Below are 13,610 nucleotides of genomic sequence, written 5' to 3' on the forward strand. Positions count from 1 at the left end.
AGCCGTGGTTGCCGCCCGTTCCGCGAGATACGGTTGCTGCCCGCCGTCCCATGGTCGCGGCACCGAGGACCTGGTCGGCCGGCGTGACGGCGGCGGGCGAAGGAGGAACCATGACCCGCCCGGGACTGCCCAAGCTGATCGCCACCGACCTCGACGGCACGCTCGTCCGCAGCGACGAGACCGTCTCCGCGTACACCCATCGGGTGCTGGACCGGGTGCGGTCCGCCGGGATTCCGGTGGTCGGCGCGACCGGCCGCGGACCGCGCCTGACCGAACTCACCCGCAACGACATCCGGGCCGCCGACTTCCTGGTGATGGCCGGCGGCGGCCGGGTGGTGGACCAGAGCGACCCGGAGGGGCCCCTGGTGCTGCGGGACGAGCGGCTGCCCGGTGAGGTGCTGGCCCGGATCCTCACCGACCTGGAGGCGGCGGTCGGCCCGCTCACCGTGATGGTGGAGGCGTCGGACGAGCACGACGCGCCGCTGTGGGGCGACTACCACCCGAGCTGGCCCTACCCGGACCGGTTCGAGGCCCGCAGCCGGGTCGAGTGCCTGTCCTGCGACGTGATCAAGGCGTTCGCCCGGACCGCCGACCACCACGTGGACGAGCTGCTGGCCGCCGCCCGGACGATCGTGCCGCCGGACGTGGCCACGCTCACCCAGGCCGGGCTCGGCTTCATCGAGATCTGCCCGCCCCGCACCGACAAGGCCAGCGGGCTCAGTGTCATCGCCGAACGACTCGGCGTGGACCCGGCCGACGTGCTGGTCTTCGGCGACCAGCCGAACGACCTGCCGATGTTCGACTGGGCCGGATGGGCCCGGGTGGCGGTGGCGAACGCCCACCCGGAGGTCCGGGCCGCGGCGGACGAGGTCACCTTGCGCAACGACGACGACGGCGTCGCGGTCTATCTGGACCGGCTACTCTCCCGGTGATGGAAGATCCACCTCGGCTCGTCGCCTCCGACATCGACGGCACACTGCTGCGCGACGATCGGACGGTCAGCCCGCGTACCGCCGCGGTGCTGGCCCGCATCGCCGCCGCCGGCACCCCGGTGGTCCTGGTCACCGGCCGTCCGATCCGCTGGCTCCCGATGGTGTACGAGCAGCTCGACGCGCCGCTGCCGGCCATCTGCGCCAACGGCGCGGTGGTGTACGACCCGGACACCGACCAGGTACTGCGGGCCGACCCGCTCGCCCCGGAGCTGCTGGCCGAGGTGGCCCGGCGGCTGCGGGCCGAGGTGCCCGGCGTGAGCCTCGCGGTGGAGATCGTGGACAGCCGGCAGATGCGGCACGAGGCGCACTACCCGCTGCGCTGGGACGCCGACCTCGACGCGATCCGGGCGGTCGAGTCGCCGGAGGAACTGCTGGCCGCGCCCGCGGTGAAGTTGCTGGCGCGGGCCGGCGAGCAGGATCCGGACGTCTTCGTGCGGGTGGTGGCGGGTGCGCTGGAGGGGCTGGCCGAGGCGACCCACTCGTCGTACAGCGGGCTGATCGAGATCTCGGCCGCCGGTGTGACGAAGGCAGCCGGCCTGGCCTGGTACGCGGAACGGCTCGGCGTCGACGAGCGGGACGTGGTGGCCTTCGGCGACATGCCCAACGACGTGCCGATGCTGGCCTGGGCCGGACGGGCGGTGGCCGTCGCCAACGCCCACCCGGCCGTACGGGAGATCGCCCACGAGGTCACCGGACCGAACACCGAGGACGGCGTGGCCGCGTACCTGGAGAAGGTCTTCGAGCTGGACTGAGCGGCCGGGGCACCGTGCGGCGCCCCGGCCGGCTGTCACAGGTACTGGCCGGGCGCGTGGCCCTCGCCGGCGCCGGGCATCCCGGGCATGCCCGGCATCACGCCGCCCGGGCCGCTGGGCAGCGCCTGACGGCCGGAACGCATCTGCTCCAGCTGGACGCGGGCGGCCATCTGCTGGGCCACCAGCGCGGCCTGGATGCCGTGGAACAGCCCTTCCAGCCAGCCCACCAGCTGGGCGTGCGCGATCCGCAGCTCGCCCTCGCTCGGCGCCTGCTGCTCGGTGAACGGCAGCGAGATCCGCTCCAGCTCCTCGCGCAGCTCGGGCGCGAGGCCCTCCTTCAGCTCGACGATCGAGCGTTCGTGGATCTCCCGCATCCGGTGCCGGCTCGCGTCGTCGAGCGGCGCCGCCTTCACCTCCTCCAGCAGCTGCTTGATCATGCTGCCGATCCGCATCACCTTGGCCGGCTGCTCGACCAGACGGGTCGGGTCCTCGCCCTTGCCCTCGTCGGTCTGCACCGTGCCGACCGGGCGGCCGTCCGGCCCGACCACCACCACGGTGCCCGGGATGCCATCGTTGCCCTGTTCGTCGTCGTGTCCGGCGGAGTGCGCTTCGGTCATGGCACCCATCTTTACCCACGCCGACCATGTGCACGCGGCCGGTCCGGGGGACGCTACGGTCGCCGCATGCTCTCCGACCCGCGCGAGGTGCTGACCCGCCCGTCCCCGCCCCCGGATGCCACGGTCTCCTACGGCGACCACCCGGACCAGTGCGCCGACCTGCGGCTGCCGGCCGGTGACGGGCCGCCCCGGCCGCTGGTGGTCGTGGTGCACGGCGGCTTCTGGCGGGCGGAGTACGACAGGGCCCACACCGGCCCGATGGCGGCGGCGCTGGCCGCGCTCGGCCACCCGGTCGCGCAGATCGAGTACCGGCGGACCGGCCGGCCGGGCGGAGGGTGGCCGCACACGCTGACCGACGTCCGCGCCGGGATCGCCGCGCTGCCGGCACTCGCCGCCGCCGCGATGCCCGGCCGGGTGGCGCCCGTACCGCCGATCCTGGTCGGTCACTCCGCGGGCGGGCACCTGTCCCTGTACGTGGCCGCGCACGCCCCGGAGACGGTCGGCGGGGTGCTCGCGCTGGCGCCGGTGGCCGACCTCGCGCAGGCGTACCGGCTGGACCTGGACGAGGGTGCGGTGGCCGCGCTGCTCGGCGGCAGCCCGGAGGACGTACCGGACCGGTACGCAGCAGCCGATCCATCGGCATTGGTGCCCATTCGAACACGCACAGTAGTCATTCACGGTGATCAAGATATCCAGGTTCCGATCGCGATCAGCCGGTCCTGGGTGGCGTCCGACCACGCCGCAGGCGGCTCCGCCACGCTCGTTGAGCTGCCTGAATGCGAGCATTTCGGGCTGATCGCACCGGGCTCCACCGCGTGGCCCCAGGTGGTGGCGGCGTTGCGGTCGCTTCACGATGATCTTCAGGGCATTGACGCAGCGTCGTCGACCAGGTAGAACGCCGAAGGGGTGTGCACCATGGCCACCCCGTCGGGAAGGAAATTCGGTGGCACAGATGAACCGCAGGCGGGCGCTGCAACTGCTGGCCGCGCTGGGTACCACCGGACTGGCGGCGGGTTGCGGCTCCGGGGACGACGAGTCCGGGGACCAGGCCGGATCCGGCAGCCCGATCAAAGTCGGGCTGATCGTGCCCGGCAGCGGAGCGAACAAGGCCATCGGTGACGAGATCACCAACGGCTTCCAGCTCTTCCTCAGCATGCGCGGTCAGCAGATCGCCGGCCACCCGGTCACGCTCGTGACCGCCGAGGAGGGCGACACCGCCGCCACCGGAAAGGCCGCCGTCGACCGGCTGCTCAAGGAGGGCGTGCTCGCGCTCACCGGCGTGGTCAGCCCCACCGTGATGACCGGCATCAAGGAGGCGGTCGAGGAGGCCCGAGTGCCCCTGCTCGGCTCCAACGCCTCCCCGTCGACGCTCCAGGGCGTCGTCTACATCTGGCGTACCTCGTATGTGCTCACCGAGCCCGGCGAGGCGCTCGGCGAGTACCTGCGCCAGAAGCTGGACGCGTCCAGCCGGATCGCCATCTTCGGCACCCGTGGCCTGGGCAGCCAGGACGTCATCGAAGGGCTGCGGCGCGCGTACGAGCGGGGCCGCCGGCTCACCGAGGACCCGATCTTCACCGACGACGACCCGAACCCGTCCCGGACGCTCTACTCCGGGCCGATCCGCAAGGCGCTCGGGCGCAAGCCGGACGCGGTCTTCTGCCACTACTCCGGCGCGCAGGCCGTGCAGTTCGTCAAGCAGCTCTACGCCCAGGGCTACCGGGGACCGATCTACGCCCCCGGGTTCCTCACCGAGGGCACCGCGCTCGACCAGCTCGACGACGGGGAGAAGGGCCGCGAGCGCAAGCTCATCCAGACGTACGGGATCGAGACCGCGCTGAACTACTCGGCCGACCTCAACAACACCGCGAACCGGATCTTCGCCTCGGCGTACCGGAAGACGTTCAACTCGGCGCCCACCACGTACGCGATGGCCTCGTACGACGCCGCGCTGGTGCTGGACAAGGCGATCCGGCTGGCCGGGTCGAACCCCTCGCCGCAGCAGGTCAACCTGGCGCTCGGCAAGGTCGGCCAGGTGGACAGCCCGCGCGGCACCTGGCAGTTCAACCAGACCCGCACCCCGCAGCAGAAGTGGTACCTGCGCCGGGTGCAGACCGACGGCCGGCTGCTCTCCAACGTCGTGATCAACGAGCTGGCGACGCTGGGCTGACCGGCCCCCGTACACGCGCAAGGGCGGTCTCCCACCGGGAGGCCGCCCTTCGCGTCGAGGCTCTGCTCAGTGCCGCAGCTCGGCGATGCAGCACTTCACGCTGCCACCGCCCTTCTTCAGCTCGGCCAGCTCCACCGGGACCGGGTGGTAGCCGGCCGCCTTCAGCTTGCCGGCGAGCCGGGTCGCCTCGTTGTTCAGCACCACGTTGAGCCCGTCGCTGACCAGGTTCAGGCCGAACGCCAGCGCGTCCTCGTCGTCCGCGACGATCGCGTCCGGGAAGAGCTGGGCCAGCACCTTCTGGCTGGCGGCCGAGAAGGCACCCGGGTAGTAGACGACGTTCTCGTCGTCGATCGAGGCCAGCGCGACGTCCAGGTGGTAGAAGCGCGGATCGACCAGGTGCAGCGAGACGACCGGCCGCCCGAGCGCCTCCTGCGCCTCGGCGTGCGCGGCCGGCTCGGTCCGGAAGCCGTACCCGGCGAGGATCAGGCCGCCGTGCGCCTCCGGCAGGTACGCGAAGTCGCCCTCACCCTCGTTCGTCTCGCTCGGCGCGATGAACCGCCAGCCCCGCTGCTCGTAGAACGCCCGGTGCGCGGCGGCCTCCGCGGACCGCTGCTCGTGCTTGAACCGGGCGCCGTAGACCGTGCCGTCGACCACGAACGCGCCGTTCGCGGCGTAGACCATGTCCGGCAGACCCGCCTCGGGAGTCAGCAGGTGCACCTCGTGGCCCAGCCCGACGAGCGTCTCGCGCAGCCGGTCCCACTGCTTGACCGCCAGGTCGGCGTCGACCGGCGTGGTCACGTCCATCCACGGGTTGATCGCGTACTCGACCGTGAAGTGCTCGGGCGAGCACATGAGATATGTCCGCTTTCGCGAGACTCGCTGCTGGTTCACGGTCACCAAGAGTAGGTACGGTACAACTTTGGTAACAGCCACAAGCATTGCTTCCCGGGAGCGGAACGTTGCAGATAGACGCGGTCGACCAGCGAATCATTGCGTTACTCGTCGCGGATGCTCGCGCCTCGTACGCGGACATCGGCAGCCGGGTGTCACTCTCCGCCCCCGCCGTCAAGCGACGCGTCGACCGCCTCCGATCCGCCGGGGTGATCCGGGGATTCACCGCCGTCGTCGACCCGGCCGCGGTCGGCTGGACCACCGAGGCGTTCGTCGAGCTGTTCTGCGCCGGCCGGACCACACCGGCGCAGATCGGCGCCGCCGCCCGCCGCCACCCCGAGGTGGTCGGCGCGTACACCGTCTCCGGCGAGGCGGACGCGCTCGTGCACCTGCGCGCCGCGGACATCGCCCACCTGGAGGAGGCGCTGGAACGGCTGCGCGCCGAATCGTTCGTCACCTCGTCGCGCAGCACCATCGTGCTCTCCCGGCTGGTCGAGTCCCCCGGCGTCGGACCGTCCACGCCTTGACCTCAACCTCGCTTCATGTCGTGCACTGGACCGCGTGACCGGCGAGACGCGAGGAGGCGGTATGCGTGCGGTGTGGCTGCGGGAGTTCGGCGGACCGGAGGTGCTCGTGCCCGGAACGGCACCCGACCCGGCACCCGGACCGGGCCAGGTCCTCGTCGACGTGGCACACGCGAACATCACGTTCGTCGAGACGATGTTCCGGGCCAGCGGCTTCGGGCCGTTCGGCAGCGAACTGCCGGTGATCCCCGGTAACGGGGTCGGCGGCACGGTCACCGCGCTGGGACCGGGCGTCGACCCGGCGCTCGCCGGCCGCGTCGTGGTCACCGCCACCGGCGGCACCGGCGGGTACGCCGAACGCGTCGTCGTCGACCGGGACGCGCCTGTCCCCGTACCCCCGGGGTTGCCGCTGGACGCGGCGGTGGCGCTGATGGCCGACGGCCGGACCGCCCTGATGCTGGCCCGGGCGGCCGGGCTGCGGCCGGGCGACCGGGTGCTGGTCGAGGCGGCGGCCGGCGGCGTCGGGTCGCTGCTCACGCAGCTCGCGGCCGCCGCCGGCGCGACGGTGGTGGCCGCGGCCGGCGGCGACCGCAAGGTGGGCGTGCTCCGCGCCGCCGGCGTCGACGTGGCGGTCGACTACAGGCAGGCGGGCTGGGCCGACCGGGTCCGGGACGCCGTGGGCGCCGTCGACGTGGTGTTCGACGGCGTGGGCGGGCCGCTCGCCCGGGAGGCGTTCGACCTGCTGGACCCCGGCGGGCGGATGCTCAGCTTCGGGCTGGCCGGCGGCACCTGGGCGGACATCCCGGCCGAGTCGGCAGCCGCACGCGGGGTGACGCTGCTGAGCCCCCGACCCGGCCCGGACGAGCTGCGCGCCCTCACCGAGGCGGCGCTCGCCGAGGGCGCGGCCGGGCGGCTGCGGCCGCTGATCGGGCAGCGCTTCCCGCTGGAACGGGCCGCCGCCGCGCACGCCGCGATCGAGGCCCGGGAAACCCTGGGCAAGACCTTGCTCGACGTACGCTGAGCAGCGCTCAGAGGTACATGCCGGTGCGGTGCTCCTCGGCCCGGGCCGGCTTGTCGCCCTCGCCGAAGAAGCGCTTGCCGCCGAACTCGCCGTGCAGACGGTCGTCCAGCTCGTCGGCGAGACCGGTCATCACCTGCACCGCGAGCATCAGGTGGGTGGGCTGGAAGTTGCGGCCGAACACCGGGATCGAGGCCCACACCGTGTCGTCGGCGCAGTAGAGCCGGCCGATCGGCATCCGGTTGGTCAGCTCGGAGAGCTTCACGTACAGGCGCTCGGTCGGCTCGACCTCGGTCAGCACCGGCGAGAAGACGTCCACGAGCGGCGGGTTGTCGCGCACCCGGACGAAGACCATGGCCGAGCCGGCCCGGATGTTGATGTCGCCGTCGGAGTCGACCTGGAGCTGGTCGGACGCGGACTTCAGCATCGTCGACACGACGGTACGGACCCGCTCCTCCAGGGCCAGCACGTCGTTCTCGCCGGACTGCGCGGCCGCCGCCGCGGCCAGCGCCTCGTCCAGGTCGGCCTCGACGTCGCGGTCCGGGCCGAACTCGCTGCGTGCGGTACCGAGCGGCTCCACGGGAAGCGCGTCGCCCTCGGCGTCGTGCACCAAATAGACGAGGAAGGCCGGGTGCGGTGCACCGTAGACGTCACGCAGCGTCCGGGACAGCACGGCGGCCAGCCGGGTCGACTCGTCGGTGCCGCAGTCCAGCCCGAACTGCTCACCGGAACCCGGCACCACACCCGGCGGCGACCAGCCGAGCGCCACCATGTCGGCCACCGCGGCCCGGTCCAGCCGGTAACCCTGCGGCAGCGTGGCGTTTCCGACCGCGCGGGCCGAGAGGCGCCCCTCCTCGCCCGCGTCCACGCTCACCGAGTAGACGGCGTCGCCGGTGCCCGAGGCGGTCGGGTCGAGCGTGACCTCCAGGTGCCCACCGGAGGGCAGCCCGCGCAGCCGGTCGGCGAGCGCCCGGGCGAACTCGCGCCAGGCCTCGGTGACCTTGGCCCGCAGATCAGCAGTGGTCGGCTCGTCGAGCAGGATCGACTCGTGGTGCTCCGGCGCGCTGCCGGTGGCGTGGTGCTCCGACGTCGCGCCGGTGGCGTGGTGCTCCGGCGCGCCGCCGGCAGGCTCGTCGACCGGCTCCGAGGGGTGGTCCGCCGTCATGATCGCCTCCGTCCGTTCCCGCCACCCTACCCAGGGGCGAAGGGGACCGAATCCCGCGCGAGGCGCTAATCCTCGGGTGTGGAACCCCCCAGGTCCACCGGCCAGGACCCGGCCAGCGCACTGAGCCGCTCGGCCACCGCGGCCGGGTCCGCGCCGCGCCCCACCGCCAGCCCCAGCAGGTACGCGGTGACCGGCGCACCCGGCCGGACCACCTGGTGGGCCACGTCCCGGGCCACGTCGAGCACAGTCGGCACAGGCACCCCCGCCGGGTCCAGGTCCAGTTCGGCGCAGACCGCCGTGACCCAGTCGTCCAGCACCGTCATCTCGTCCACTCCTCCGCCCGGCGTACGTCCTCGTCAGTGTCGCAGTCGAACCACGGCGGCGGCCCCGAGCCGGACCAGGACACCTCGCGTACGGCGACGTCGGCCAGCAGCCCGCGTACCGGCGCGCCGTCGAGCGAGCCGCCCCGCGTCCCGGCGAGCCGGTCGAGGGCGGACCGCAGGGCCGATACCCGCCATAGGGCGCAGAGGTGCTGGCGTCGGCCGTCCCCGTCCACGTAGCAGGCGAGCGCGGCGGACCGGCCGTCCAACGTCTCCCGCCAGGTGGCAGGCGCGTCTTCCGGCCCGGCGGCGGCAGGCGCGTCTTCCGGCCCGCTGGCTGCGGGGTCGAGCGCGGGCGGCGGGTCGTCGCGGGGGTGCCAGGCGGCGAGCGCGCGTCGCAGCTCGGCCACCGCTGCGGTGGTGAGCAGCGGCAGGTCGGCGGCGAGCACTGCGACTGTCGTCGTACCGGGGTCGAGCAACGCCAGCCCGGCTGCCGTGGCGGCCACCGGACCGCCCCCGGGCGGCTCCTCCCGGGCCGTCCGGACTCCGCTGGGCAGCGGGCCGGACGAGCCGACCACGATCCGCTGGTCCGCGTCGGCCACCGCGTCCAGCACCCGGTGCAGCATCGGCCGGCCGCCTACTGCCCGGGCCGGCTTGTCCACCCCGCCCATCCGCCGCGCCGCACCACCGGCGAGCAGGATCGCCGCGTACCCCGTCACCGCCTCACAGTAGCCACAGCCACGTCGCCGCATCCCGGCTCGGACCTCTGCCCGGTGTTGTTGGCGGTTTTCCGACGTTGATCGACTGCTTTCCGCCGAAGTGGTGGCATCCAGGGCCCTCCGATACCGCCACTTCGCCGAACTGGTGTCGATCATGGGGCTCCGACCGGCCCTGGGGCGGGGTGGGGCGGGGTGCGGGCGGCGGGGTGGCCGGGGAGGATGGCGGCATGGGACGGGCGACGGATCGGCGTGGTGTGCTGCGGATCGACCTCGACGCGGCCGGGGACGGCCGGGAGCGGATCCGGCGGCAGGACACCCTGGCCGTGGAGGAGCCGCTGGAGATCCGCGTCGGCGCGGCCGGGCCGGGTCGACGCCGGCCGCTGGCGGTGACGATGCGTACGCCCGGCGACGATCTGGACCTGGCGATCGGCTTCCTGCTCACCGAAGGGCTGATCCGGTCGGCGGAGGACGTGCACACCGCGCAGCTCTGCGCCGGCGCGGAGACGCCGAACACGTACAACGTGGTCGACGTGGTGCTCTCGCCCGGTGTGCCGGAGCCCGTCACCGACCCGGCGCGCAACTTCTACACCACCAGCTCGTGCGGCGTGTGCGGCAAGGCGAGCATCGACTCGGTACGCACCCGCTCGCAGTTCGCGGTGCGGGACGACCCGCTGGTGGTCACCGCCGACCTGCTGGCCGGGCTGCCGGACCGGCTGCGTGCCGCGCAGCGCGCCTTCGACCGCACCGGCGGCCTCCACGCCGCCGGCCTCTTCACCCCCGACGGGGAACTCGTCGTGCTGCGCGAGGACGTCGGGCGGCACAACGCGGTGGACAAGGTGCTCGGCTGGGCCACCCGGGAAGGGCGACTGCCGCTGGCCGGGCACGTGCTGCTGGTCTCCGGACGGGCCAGCTTCGAACTCACCCAGAAGGCGTGGATGGCGGGCGTGCCGCTGCTCGCGGCGGTGTCCGCGCCGAGCACGCTCGCGGTCGAGCTGGCCGAGGAGGCCGGGATGACGCTTGTCGGCTTCCTGCGCGGGCCGACCATGAACGTCTACACCGGGGCGGCGCGCGTCGGCGGTTGACGGCACCGGCATCGCGGACGTGGCCGTCCCGCCGGACGGGTGAGCGGTCACCGGCGAGGCCGTCCCGGCGGACGGTGAGCGCTCATCGGCGGGCCGGTCCGGCAGACACGGGTGAGCGCTCACCGGCGTGGGCGTCGGCGGCGGCGGCGCAGCACCGCGCCGTCGTTCGGACCGCCCCGGCCGTCCAGCGCGGACGGGGCGACGCCACGCCGGAGCGCCTCGTCCAACAGCACCGCGAGCGAGTAGCCGGGGTGGGCGGACAACACCCGCTCCAGGGCGACGGCGGCCAGTGCCCCGTGCCCCGATCGCCACGCGGCGAACGCGAGCAGGCAGCCCGGCGCGGCGATCAGGTCCGGCTCGGCGCGCCGCAGCACGTCCGTCCAGAGGCTGATGTCCTCGTCCCGGCCGTCGGTCCGGGACCAGGCGTGGTCGCGTACCGCGGCGTGGACGAGGAGCACTGTCAGCCAGGCCACCTCGTCGTCGTCCATCCGCTCGCCGCGCCGCTGCCGGCGAAAGGCGGCTCGCACGGCTGCCGTACCCGCCGTCCGCACCGCACGCGGCGCCGCACCCGAAGCGGGGCCGTCGGCCGGAACCGGCAACTCCCCGTCCGACCCGGGGCCGTCGGCCGGAATCGACGCCTGTCCGCCCGGCCCGGAGCCGTCGGCCGGTGCGCCGCCCAGCGGGCTTCCGGCCGACGGTGCGGACGGGGGCCCGGTGAGCGCGGCCAGGCGGAGACGGGCCCGAGCGGTGGCCCGGCGCATGGCGAGCCGGACCGGCCCGTCGAGCGGGGACACCTGCGCGACCAGCGCGGCCCGGTCGGGCAGCGCGACCTGACCGGCGAACACGGCGGCCGCGCTGACCTGGCTGGCGGCCGGGTCGTACGGGGTGCCCTCGGGTGGGCAGCAGGACGGCTCGGCGCACAGGTACGACCACCAGCGCCCGTCGGTGACCCGCAGCGCGTCGAGCACCGTAAGACCGGTGGCGGTCAGCGCGTCGCCGATCGCGTCCACGATCCCCGTCACCCGGGCGGCCGGACCGTAGCCGACGACTGTGGCGGCGTCGGCGTCCTGCCGGGCCACCACCTGCGCCAGGTGCCGGGCCGCCGGGCCGGGGTCGACGCCCGGTGCGGGCAGGTCGCCTCGGGCGGCGAAGACGACGCGGCGGCCGCGTACCGCGACCACCACGACACTGTCGGCGGGATGGAAGCCGAGCAGGTAGGGCACGGCCGCGACCATGTCGGCCGGCGAGCGGACGGAGAGGCGCGCTGGCTCGGTGGAGTTCATGCCGGGAGCGTGGGCGGCCGAGTGCCACCGCGTCCGCCCCTGTGGACGACACGCCGTCCGTCCACAGATACGGAGCGTATCGGTGCAGCTCAGCGGCGATCGGCGGCGGCGCTCGGCACACGGATGTCCGGGGTACCGGCTACCTTGCGCACATGGACCTGGCGTACCTGCGGGCACACCCGGAGCACCTGCCGACCTTCCTGACCCACCAGCGGATCCGGGAGACGCCGGTGTCCGGTGGTGACATCTGCGCCGCCTCCCGGCTCACGCTGGACGACGGGCACTCGGTGTTCGCCAAGACGTGGCCGGAACGGGCCGCGCGTCCGCTGCCGGAGGGCTTCTTCGCCGCCGAGGCGGCCGGGCTGCGCTGGCTGCGCGAGGCCGGCTCGGTGCCCGTACCGGATGTGTTCGTCGCGTTGCCCGACCTGCTGGCGCTCGACTGGGTGGAGCCCGGCGAGCCGACGCCGGAGGCCGCGGAGGCGTTCGGCCGCGACCTGGCCGGGCTGCACCGCGCCGGGGCGCCCGCGTTCGGCGCGGACTGGCCGGGGTTCATCGGCGCGCTGCCGCAGGACAACACGCCCGACCCCGGTCCGTGGCCGGACTGGTTCGCCCGGCGCCGCCTCCTGCCCTACCTGCGCCTGTCGGTCGACGGTGGGGCGCTCGACGGCGCCGGGGCGGCGCTCGTCGAGCAGGTCGTCGACCGGATCGGCGAGTTCGGCGGTGACGAGCCGCCGGCCCGGCTGCACGGCGATCTCTGGCCGGGCAATCTGCTCTGGGGTGCCGACGACCGGGTGTGGCTGGTCGACCCGGCCGCGCACGGCGGCCACCGCGAGACCGACCTGGCGCAGCTCGCGCTGTTCGGCGGCCCGCCGCACCTGGACCGGATCATGGCGGCCTACCGGGAGGCGTGGCCGCTCGCCGACGGGTGGCGGGAGCGGGTGCCGCTGCACCAGTTGCACCTGCTGCTCGTGCACACCGCGATCTTCGGCGCGGCGTACGCGGACGCCGTGGGTTCGACCGCCCGTGCCGCCCTCCGCGGGCTCGACCGCGCTACGGTCGACCGATGAGTACCCCCCGGACGACGACCGACGGCGTTCTCGCCGACCGGTACGGCCGTGTCGCCCGGGACCTGCGGGTCTCGCTCACCGACAAGTGCAACCTGCGCTGCACCTACTGCATGCCGGCCGAGGGCCTGCCCTGGCTGGCCAATCCGCAGCTGCTCACCGACGACGAGATCGTCCGGCTGGTGGGTGTCGCGGTGACCCGGCTCGGCATCACCGAGGTGCGCTTCACCGGCGGTGAGCCGCTCATCCGGCCCGGCCTGCCCGGCATCGTGGCGGCGGTCGCCGCGCTCACGCCCCGGCCGCGCGTCTCGCTGACCACCAACGGCATCGGCCTGGCCCGCATGGCGCCGGCGCTGCGCGCGGCCGGACTGGACCGCGTCAACGTCTCGCTCGACACGCTGGACCGGGACCGGTTCACCGCGCTGACCCGCCGCGACCGGCTCGCCGACGTGCTCGCCGGGCTGGCCGGGGCCGCCGAAGCCGGGCTGACCCCGGTGAAGATCAACTCGGTGCTCATGCGGGGCACGAACGACGACGAGGCGCCCGCGCTGCTCCGGTTCGCCCTCGCGCACGGCTACGAGCTGCGGTTCATCGAGCAGATGCCGCTCGACGCCCAGCACGGCTGGGACCGCTCGACCATGGTCACCGCCGACGAGATCCTGGCCTCCCTGCGCGCCGCGTTCGCGCTCACGCCGGACCCGTCCGAGCGGGGCGCGGCACCGGCCGAGACGTGGCTGGTGGACGGCGGGCCGGCCCGGGTCGGGGTGATCGCCAGCGTGACCCGGCCGTTCTGCGGCGACTGCGACCGCACCCGGCTCACCGCCGACGGCCAGGTGCGCAACTGCCTGTTCGCCACCGAGGAGTCGGACCTGCGCGGCGCGTTGCGCGACGGCGCGGACGACGAGGAGCTGGCTCGCCGCTGGCGGTCCGCGATGTGGGCCAAGCGGGCCGGGCACGGCATCGACGACCCCACGTTCCTCCAGCCCGCACGCTCGATGTCGGCGATCGGAGGCTGA

General features: G+C 74.1%; 15 protein-coding genes. 9 read left to right on the plus strand and 6 right to left on the minus strand.

Annotated elements, in window-relative coordinates; all coding sequences use genetic code 11:
• Positions 1 to 110: 110 nt before the first annotated feature.
• Entirely contained in the window at positions 111 to 932 is an 822-nt protein-coding gene (locus ACPCK6_RS04420) for an HAD family hydrolase (protein ID WP_396881848.1), read from the plus strand.
• Positions 932 to 1,744, plus strand: coding sequence for an HAD family hydrolase (locus tag ACPCK6_RS04425; RefSeq protein WP_318336176.1), 813 nt, complete (start codon positions 932 to 934; stop codon positions 1,742 to 1,744). Before ACPCK6_RS04420 ends, ACPCK6_RS04425 begins: the two co-directional genes overlap by 1 nt.
• A 35-nt stretch (positions 1,745 to 1,779) precedes the next feature.
• On the opposite strand, the gene ACPCK6_RS04430 is transcribed toward ACPCK6_RS04425, so the two are convergent.
• Positions 1,780 to 2,370 (minus strand): bacterial proteasome activator family protein, encoded by a 591-nt coding sequence (locus ACPCK6_RS04430; protein ID WP_135242545.1) that lies wholly within the window; start codon positions 2,368 to 2,370, stop codon positions 1,780 to 1,782.
• 57 nt (positions 2,371 to 2,427) lie between these two features.
• Here ACPCK6_RS04430 and ACPCK6_RS04435 point away from each other — a divergent pair, with 57 nt between their 5' ends.
• Positions 2,428 to 3,255 (plus strand): alpha/beta hydrolase family protein, encoded by an 828-nt coding sequence (locus tag ACPCK6_RS04435; protein WP_423480395.1) that lies wholly within the window; start codon positions 2,428 to 2,430, stop codon positions 3,253 to 3,255.
• Positions 3,256 to 3,304: 49 nt separating this feature from the next.
• Positions 3,305 to 4,528, plus strand: coding sequence for an ABC transporter substrate-binding protein (locus ACPCK6_RS04440; RefSeq protein ID WP_396881846.1), 1,224 nt, complete (start codon positions 3,305 to 3,307; stop codon positions 4,526 to 4,528).
• A gap of 66 nt (positions 4,529 to 4,594) precedes the next feature.
• On the opposite strand, the gene ddaH is transcribed toward ACPCK6_RS04440, so the two are convergent.
• Complete coding sequence (ddaH, locus tag ACPCK6_RS04445; protein ID WP_423480396.1) at positions 4,595 to 5,428, minus strand: dimethylargininase; 834 nt, start codon at positions 5,426 to 5,428, stop codon at positions 4,595 to 4,597.
• Between the two features lie 59 nt (positions 5,429 to 5,487).
• Between ddaH and ACPCK6_RS04450 the strand changes: the two genes are divergently transcribed.
• Positions 5,488 to 5,946 carry an Lrp/AsnC family transcriptional regulator gene (locus ACPCK6_RS04450; RefSeq protein WP_026268389.1) on the plus strand — a complete coding sequence of 153 codons (459 nt, stop codon included), beginning with the start codon at positions 5,488 to 5,490 and terminating at the stop codon, positions 5,944 to 5,946.
• 61 nt (positions 5,947 to 6,007) lie between these two features.
• A complete protein-coding gene (locus ACPCK6_RS04455) occupies positions 6,008 to 6,964 on the plus strand; it encodes a zinc-binding dehydrogenase (RefSeq protein WP_423480397.1) in 957 nt (318 codons plus the stop codon).
• Between the two features lie 7 nt (positions 6,965 to 6,971).
• Here ACPCK6_RS04455 and ACPCK6_RS04460 read toward each other — a convergent pair whose 3' ends face one another.
• From ACPCK6_RS04460 to mobA, 3 genes are all read right to left on the minus strand, one after another.
• Complete coding sequence (locus ACPCK6_RS04460; protein WP_423480398.1) at positions 6,972 to 8,126, minus strand: T3SS (YopN, CesT) and YbjN peptide-binding chaperone 1; 1,155 nt, start codon at positions 8,124 to 8,126, stop codon at positions 6,972 to 6,974.
• Positions 8,127 to 8,191: 65 nt separating this feature from the next.
• Positions 8,192 to 8,449 carry a DUF6457 domain-containing protein gene (locus ACPCK6_RS04465; protein ID WP_396881842.1) on the minus strand — a complete coding sequence of 86 codons (258 nt, stop codon included), beginning with the start codon at positions 8,447 to 8,449 and terminating at the stop codon, positions 8,192 to 8,194.
• The gene (gene mobA, locus ACPCK6_RS04470; protein ID WP_423480399.1) at positions 8,446 to 9,165 is read right to left on the minus strand and encodes a molybdenum cofactor guanylyltransferase; all 720 of its coding nucleotides are present in this window, start codon (positions 9,163 to 9,165) and stop codon (positions 8,446 to 8,448) included. The genes ACPCK6_RS04465 and mobA overlap by 4 nt, the downstream gene beginning before the upstream one ends.
• 227 nt (positions 9,166 to 9,392) lie before the next feature.
• On the opposite strand from mobA, the gene fdhD reads away from it, so the two are divergent.
• Positions 9,393 to 10,247, plus strand: coding sequence for a formate dehydrogenase accessory sulfurtransferase FdhD (gene fdhD / locus ACPCK6_RS04475; protein WP_423480400.1), 855 nt, complete (start codon positions 9,393 to 9,395; stop codon positions 10,245 to 10,247).
• 119 nt (positions 10,248 to 10,366) lie between these two features.
• Here fdhD and ACPCK6_RS04480 read toward each other — a convergent pair whose 3' ends face one another.
• Entirely contained in the window at positions 10,367 to 11,530 is a 1,164-nt protein-coding gene (locus ACPCK6_RS04480) for a DUF4192 domain-containing protein (RefSeq protein WP_423480401.1), read from the minus strand.
• A 152-nt stretch (positions 11,531 to 11,682) separates the two neighbouring features.
• On the opposite strand from ACPCK6_RS04480, the gene ACPCK6_RS04485 reads away from it, so the two are divergent.
• Positions 11,683 to 12,597 carry a fructosamine kinase family protein gene (locus ACPCK6_RS04485; protein WP_423480402.1) on the plus strand — a complete coding sequence of 305 codons (915 nt, stop codon included), beginning with the start codon at positions 11,683 to 11,685 and terminating at the stop codon, positions 12,595 to 12,597.
• Positions 12,594 to 13,610: a GTP 3',8-cyclase MoaA gene (moaA, locus tag ACPCK6_RS04490; RefSeq protein WP_396881837.1), complete on the plus strand. Its 1,017-nt coding sequence runs from the start codon at positions 12,594 to 12,596 to the stop codon at positions 13,608 to 13,610. The genes ACPCK6_RS04485 and moaA overlap by 4 nt, the downstream gene beginning before the upstream one ends.

The organism is Micromonospora sp. AB353, from assembly GCF_049538395.1.
Classification (GTDB): Bacteria; Actinomycetota; Actinomycetes; order Mycobacteriales; family Micromonosporaceae; genus Micromonospora; species Micromonospora aurantiaca.

What these genes read in the sequence shown, in the direction of transcription:
- ACPCK6_RS04435 (WP_423480395.1), top strand. Translation starts at nt 2,428, where the DNA reads ATGCTCTCCGACCCGCGCGAGGTGCTGACCCGCCCGTCCCCGCCCCCG.
- ACPCK6_RS04465 (WP_396881842.1), bottom strand. Translation starts at nt 8,449, where the DNA reads ATGACGGTGCTGGACGACTGGGTCACGGCGGTCTGCGCCGAACTGGAC.
- ACPCK6_RS04420 (WP_396881848.1), top strand. Translation starts at nt 111, where the DNA reads ATGACCCGCCCGGGACTGCCCAAGCTGATCGCCACCGACCTCGACGGC.
- ACPCK6_RS04425 (WP_318336176.1), top strand. Translation starts at nt 932, where the DNA reads ATGGAAGATCCACCTCGGCTCGTCGCCTCCGACATCGACGGCACACTG.
- ACPCK6_RS04460 (WP_423480398.1), bottom strand. Translation starts at nt 8,126, where the DNA reads ATGACGGCGGACCACCCCTCGGAGCCGGTCGACGAGCCTGCCGGCGGC.
- fdhD (WP_423480400.1), top strand. Translation starts at nt 9,393, where the DNA reads ATGGGACGGGCGACGGATCGGCGTGGTGTGCTGCGGATCGACCTCGAC.
- moaA (WP_396881837.1), top strand. Translation starts at nt 12,594, where the DNA reads ATGAGTACCCCCCGGACGACGACCGACGGCGTTCTCGCCGACCGGTAC.
- ACPCK6_RS04430 (WP_135242545.1), bottom strand. Translation starts at nt 2,370, where the DNA reads ATGGGTGCCATGACCGAAGCGCACTCCGCCGGACACGACGACGAACAG.
- ACPCK6_RS04480 (WP_423480401.1), bottom strand. Translation starts at nt 11,530, where the DNA reads ATGAACTCCACCGAGCCAGCGCGCCTCTCCGTCCGCTCGCCGGCCGAC.
- ACPCK6_RS04485 (WP_423480402.1), top strand. Translation starts at nt 11,683, where the DNA reads ATGGACCTGGCGTACCTGCGGGCACACCCGGAGCACCTGCCGACCTTC.
- ACPCK6_RS04455 (WP_423480397.1), top strand. Translation starts at nt 6,008, where the DNA reads ATGCGTGCGGTGTGGCTGCGGGAGTTCGGCGGACCGGAGGTGCTCGTG.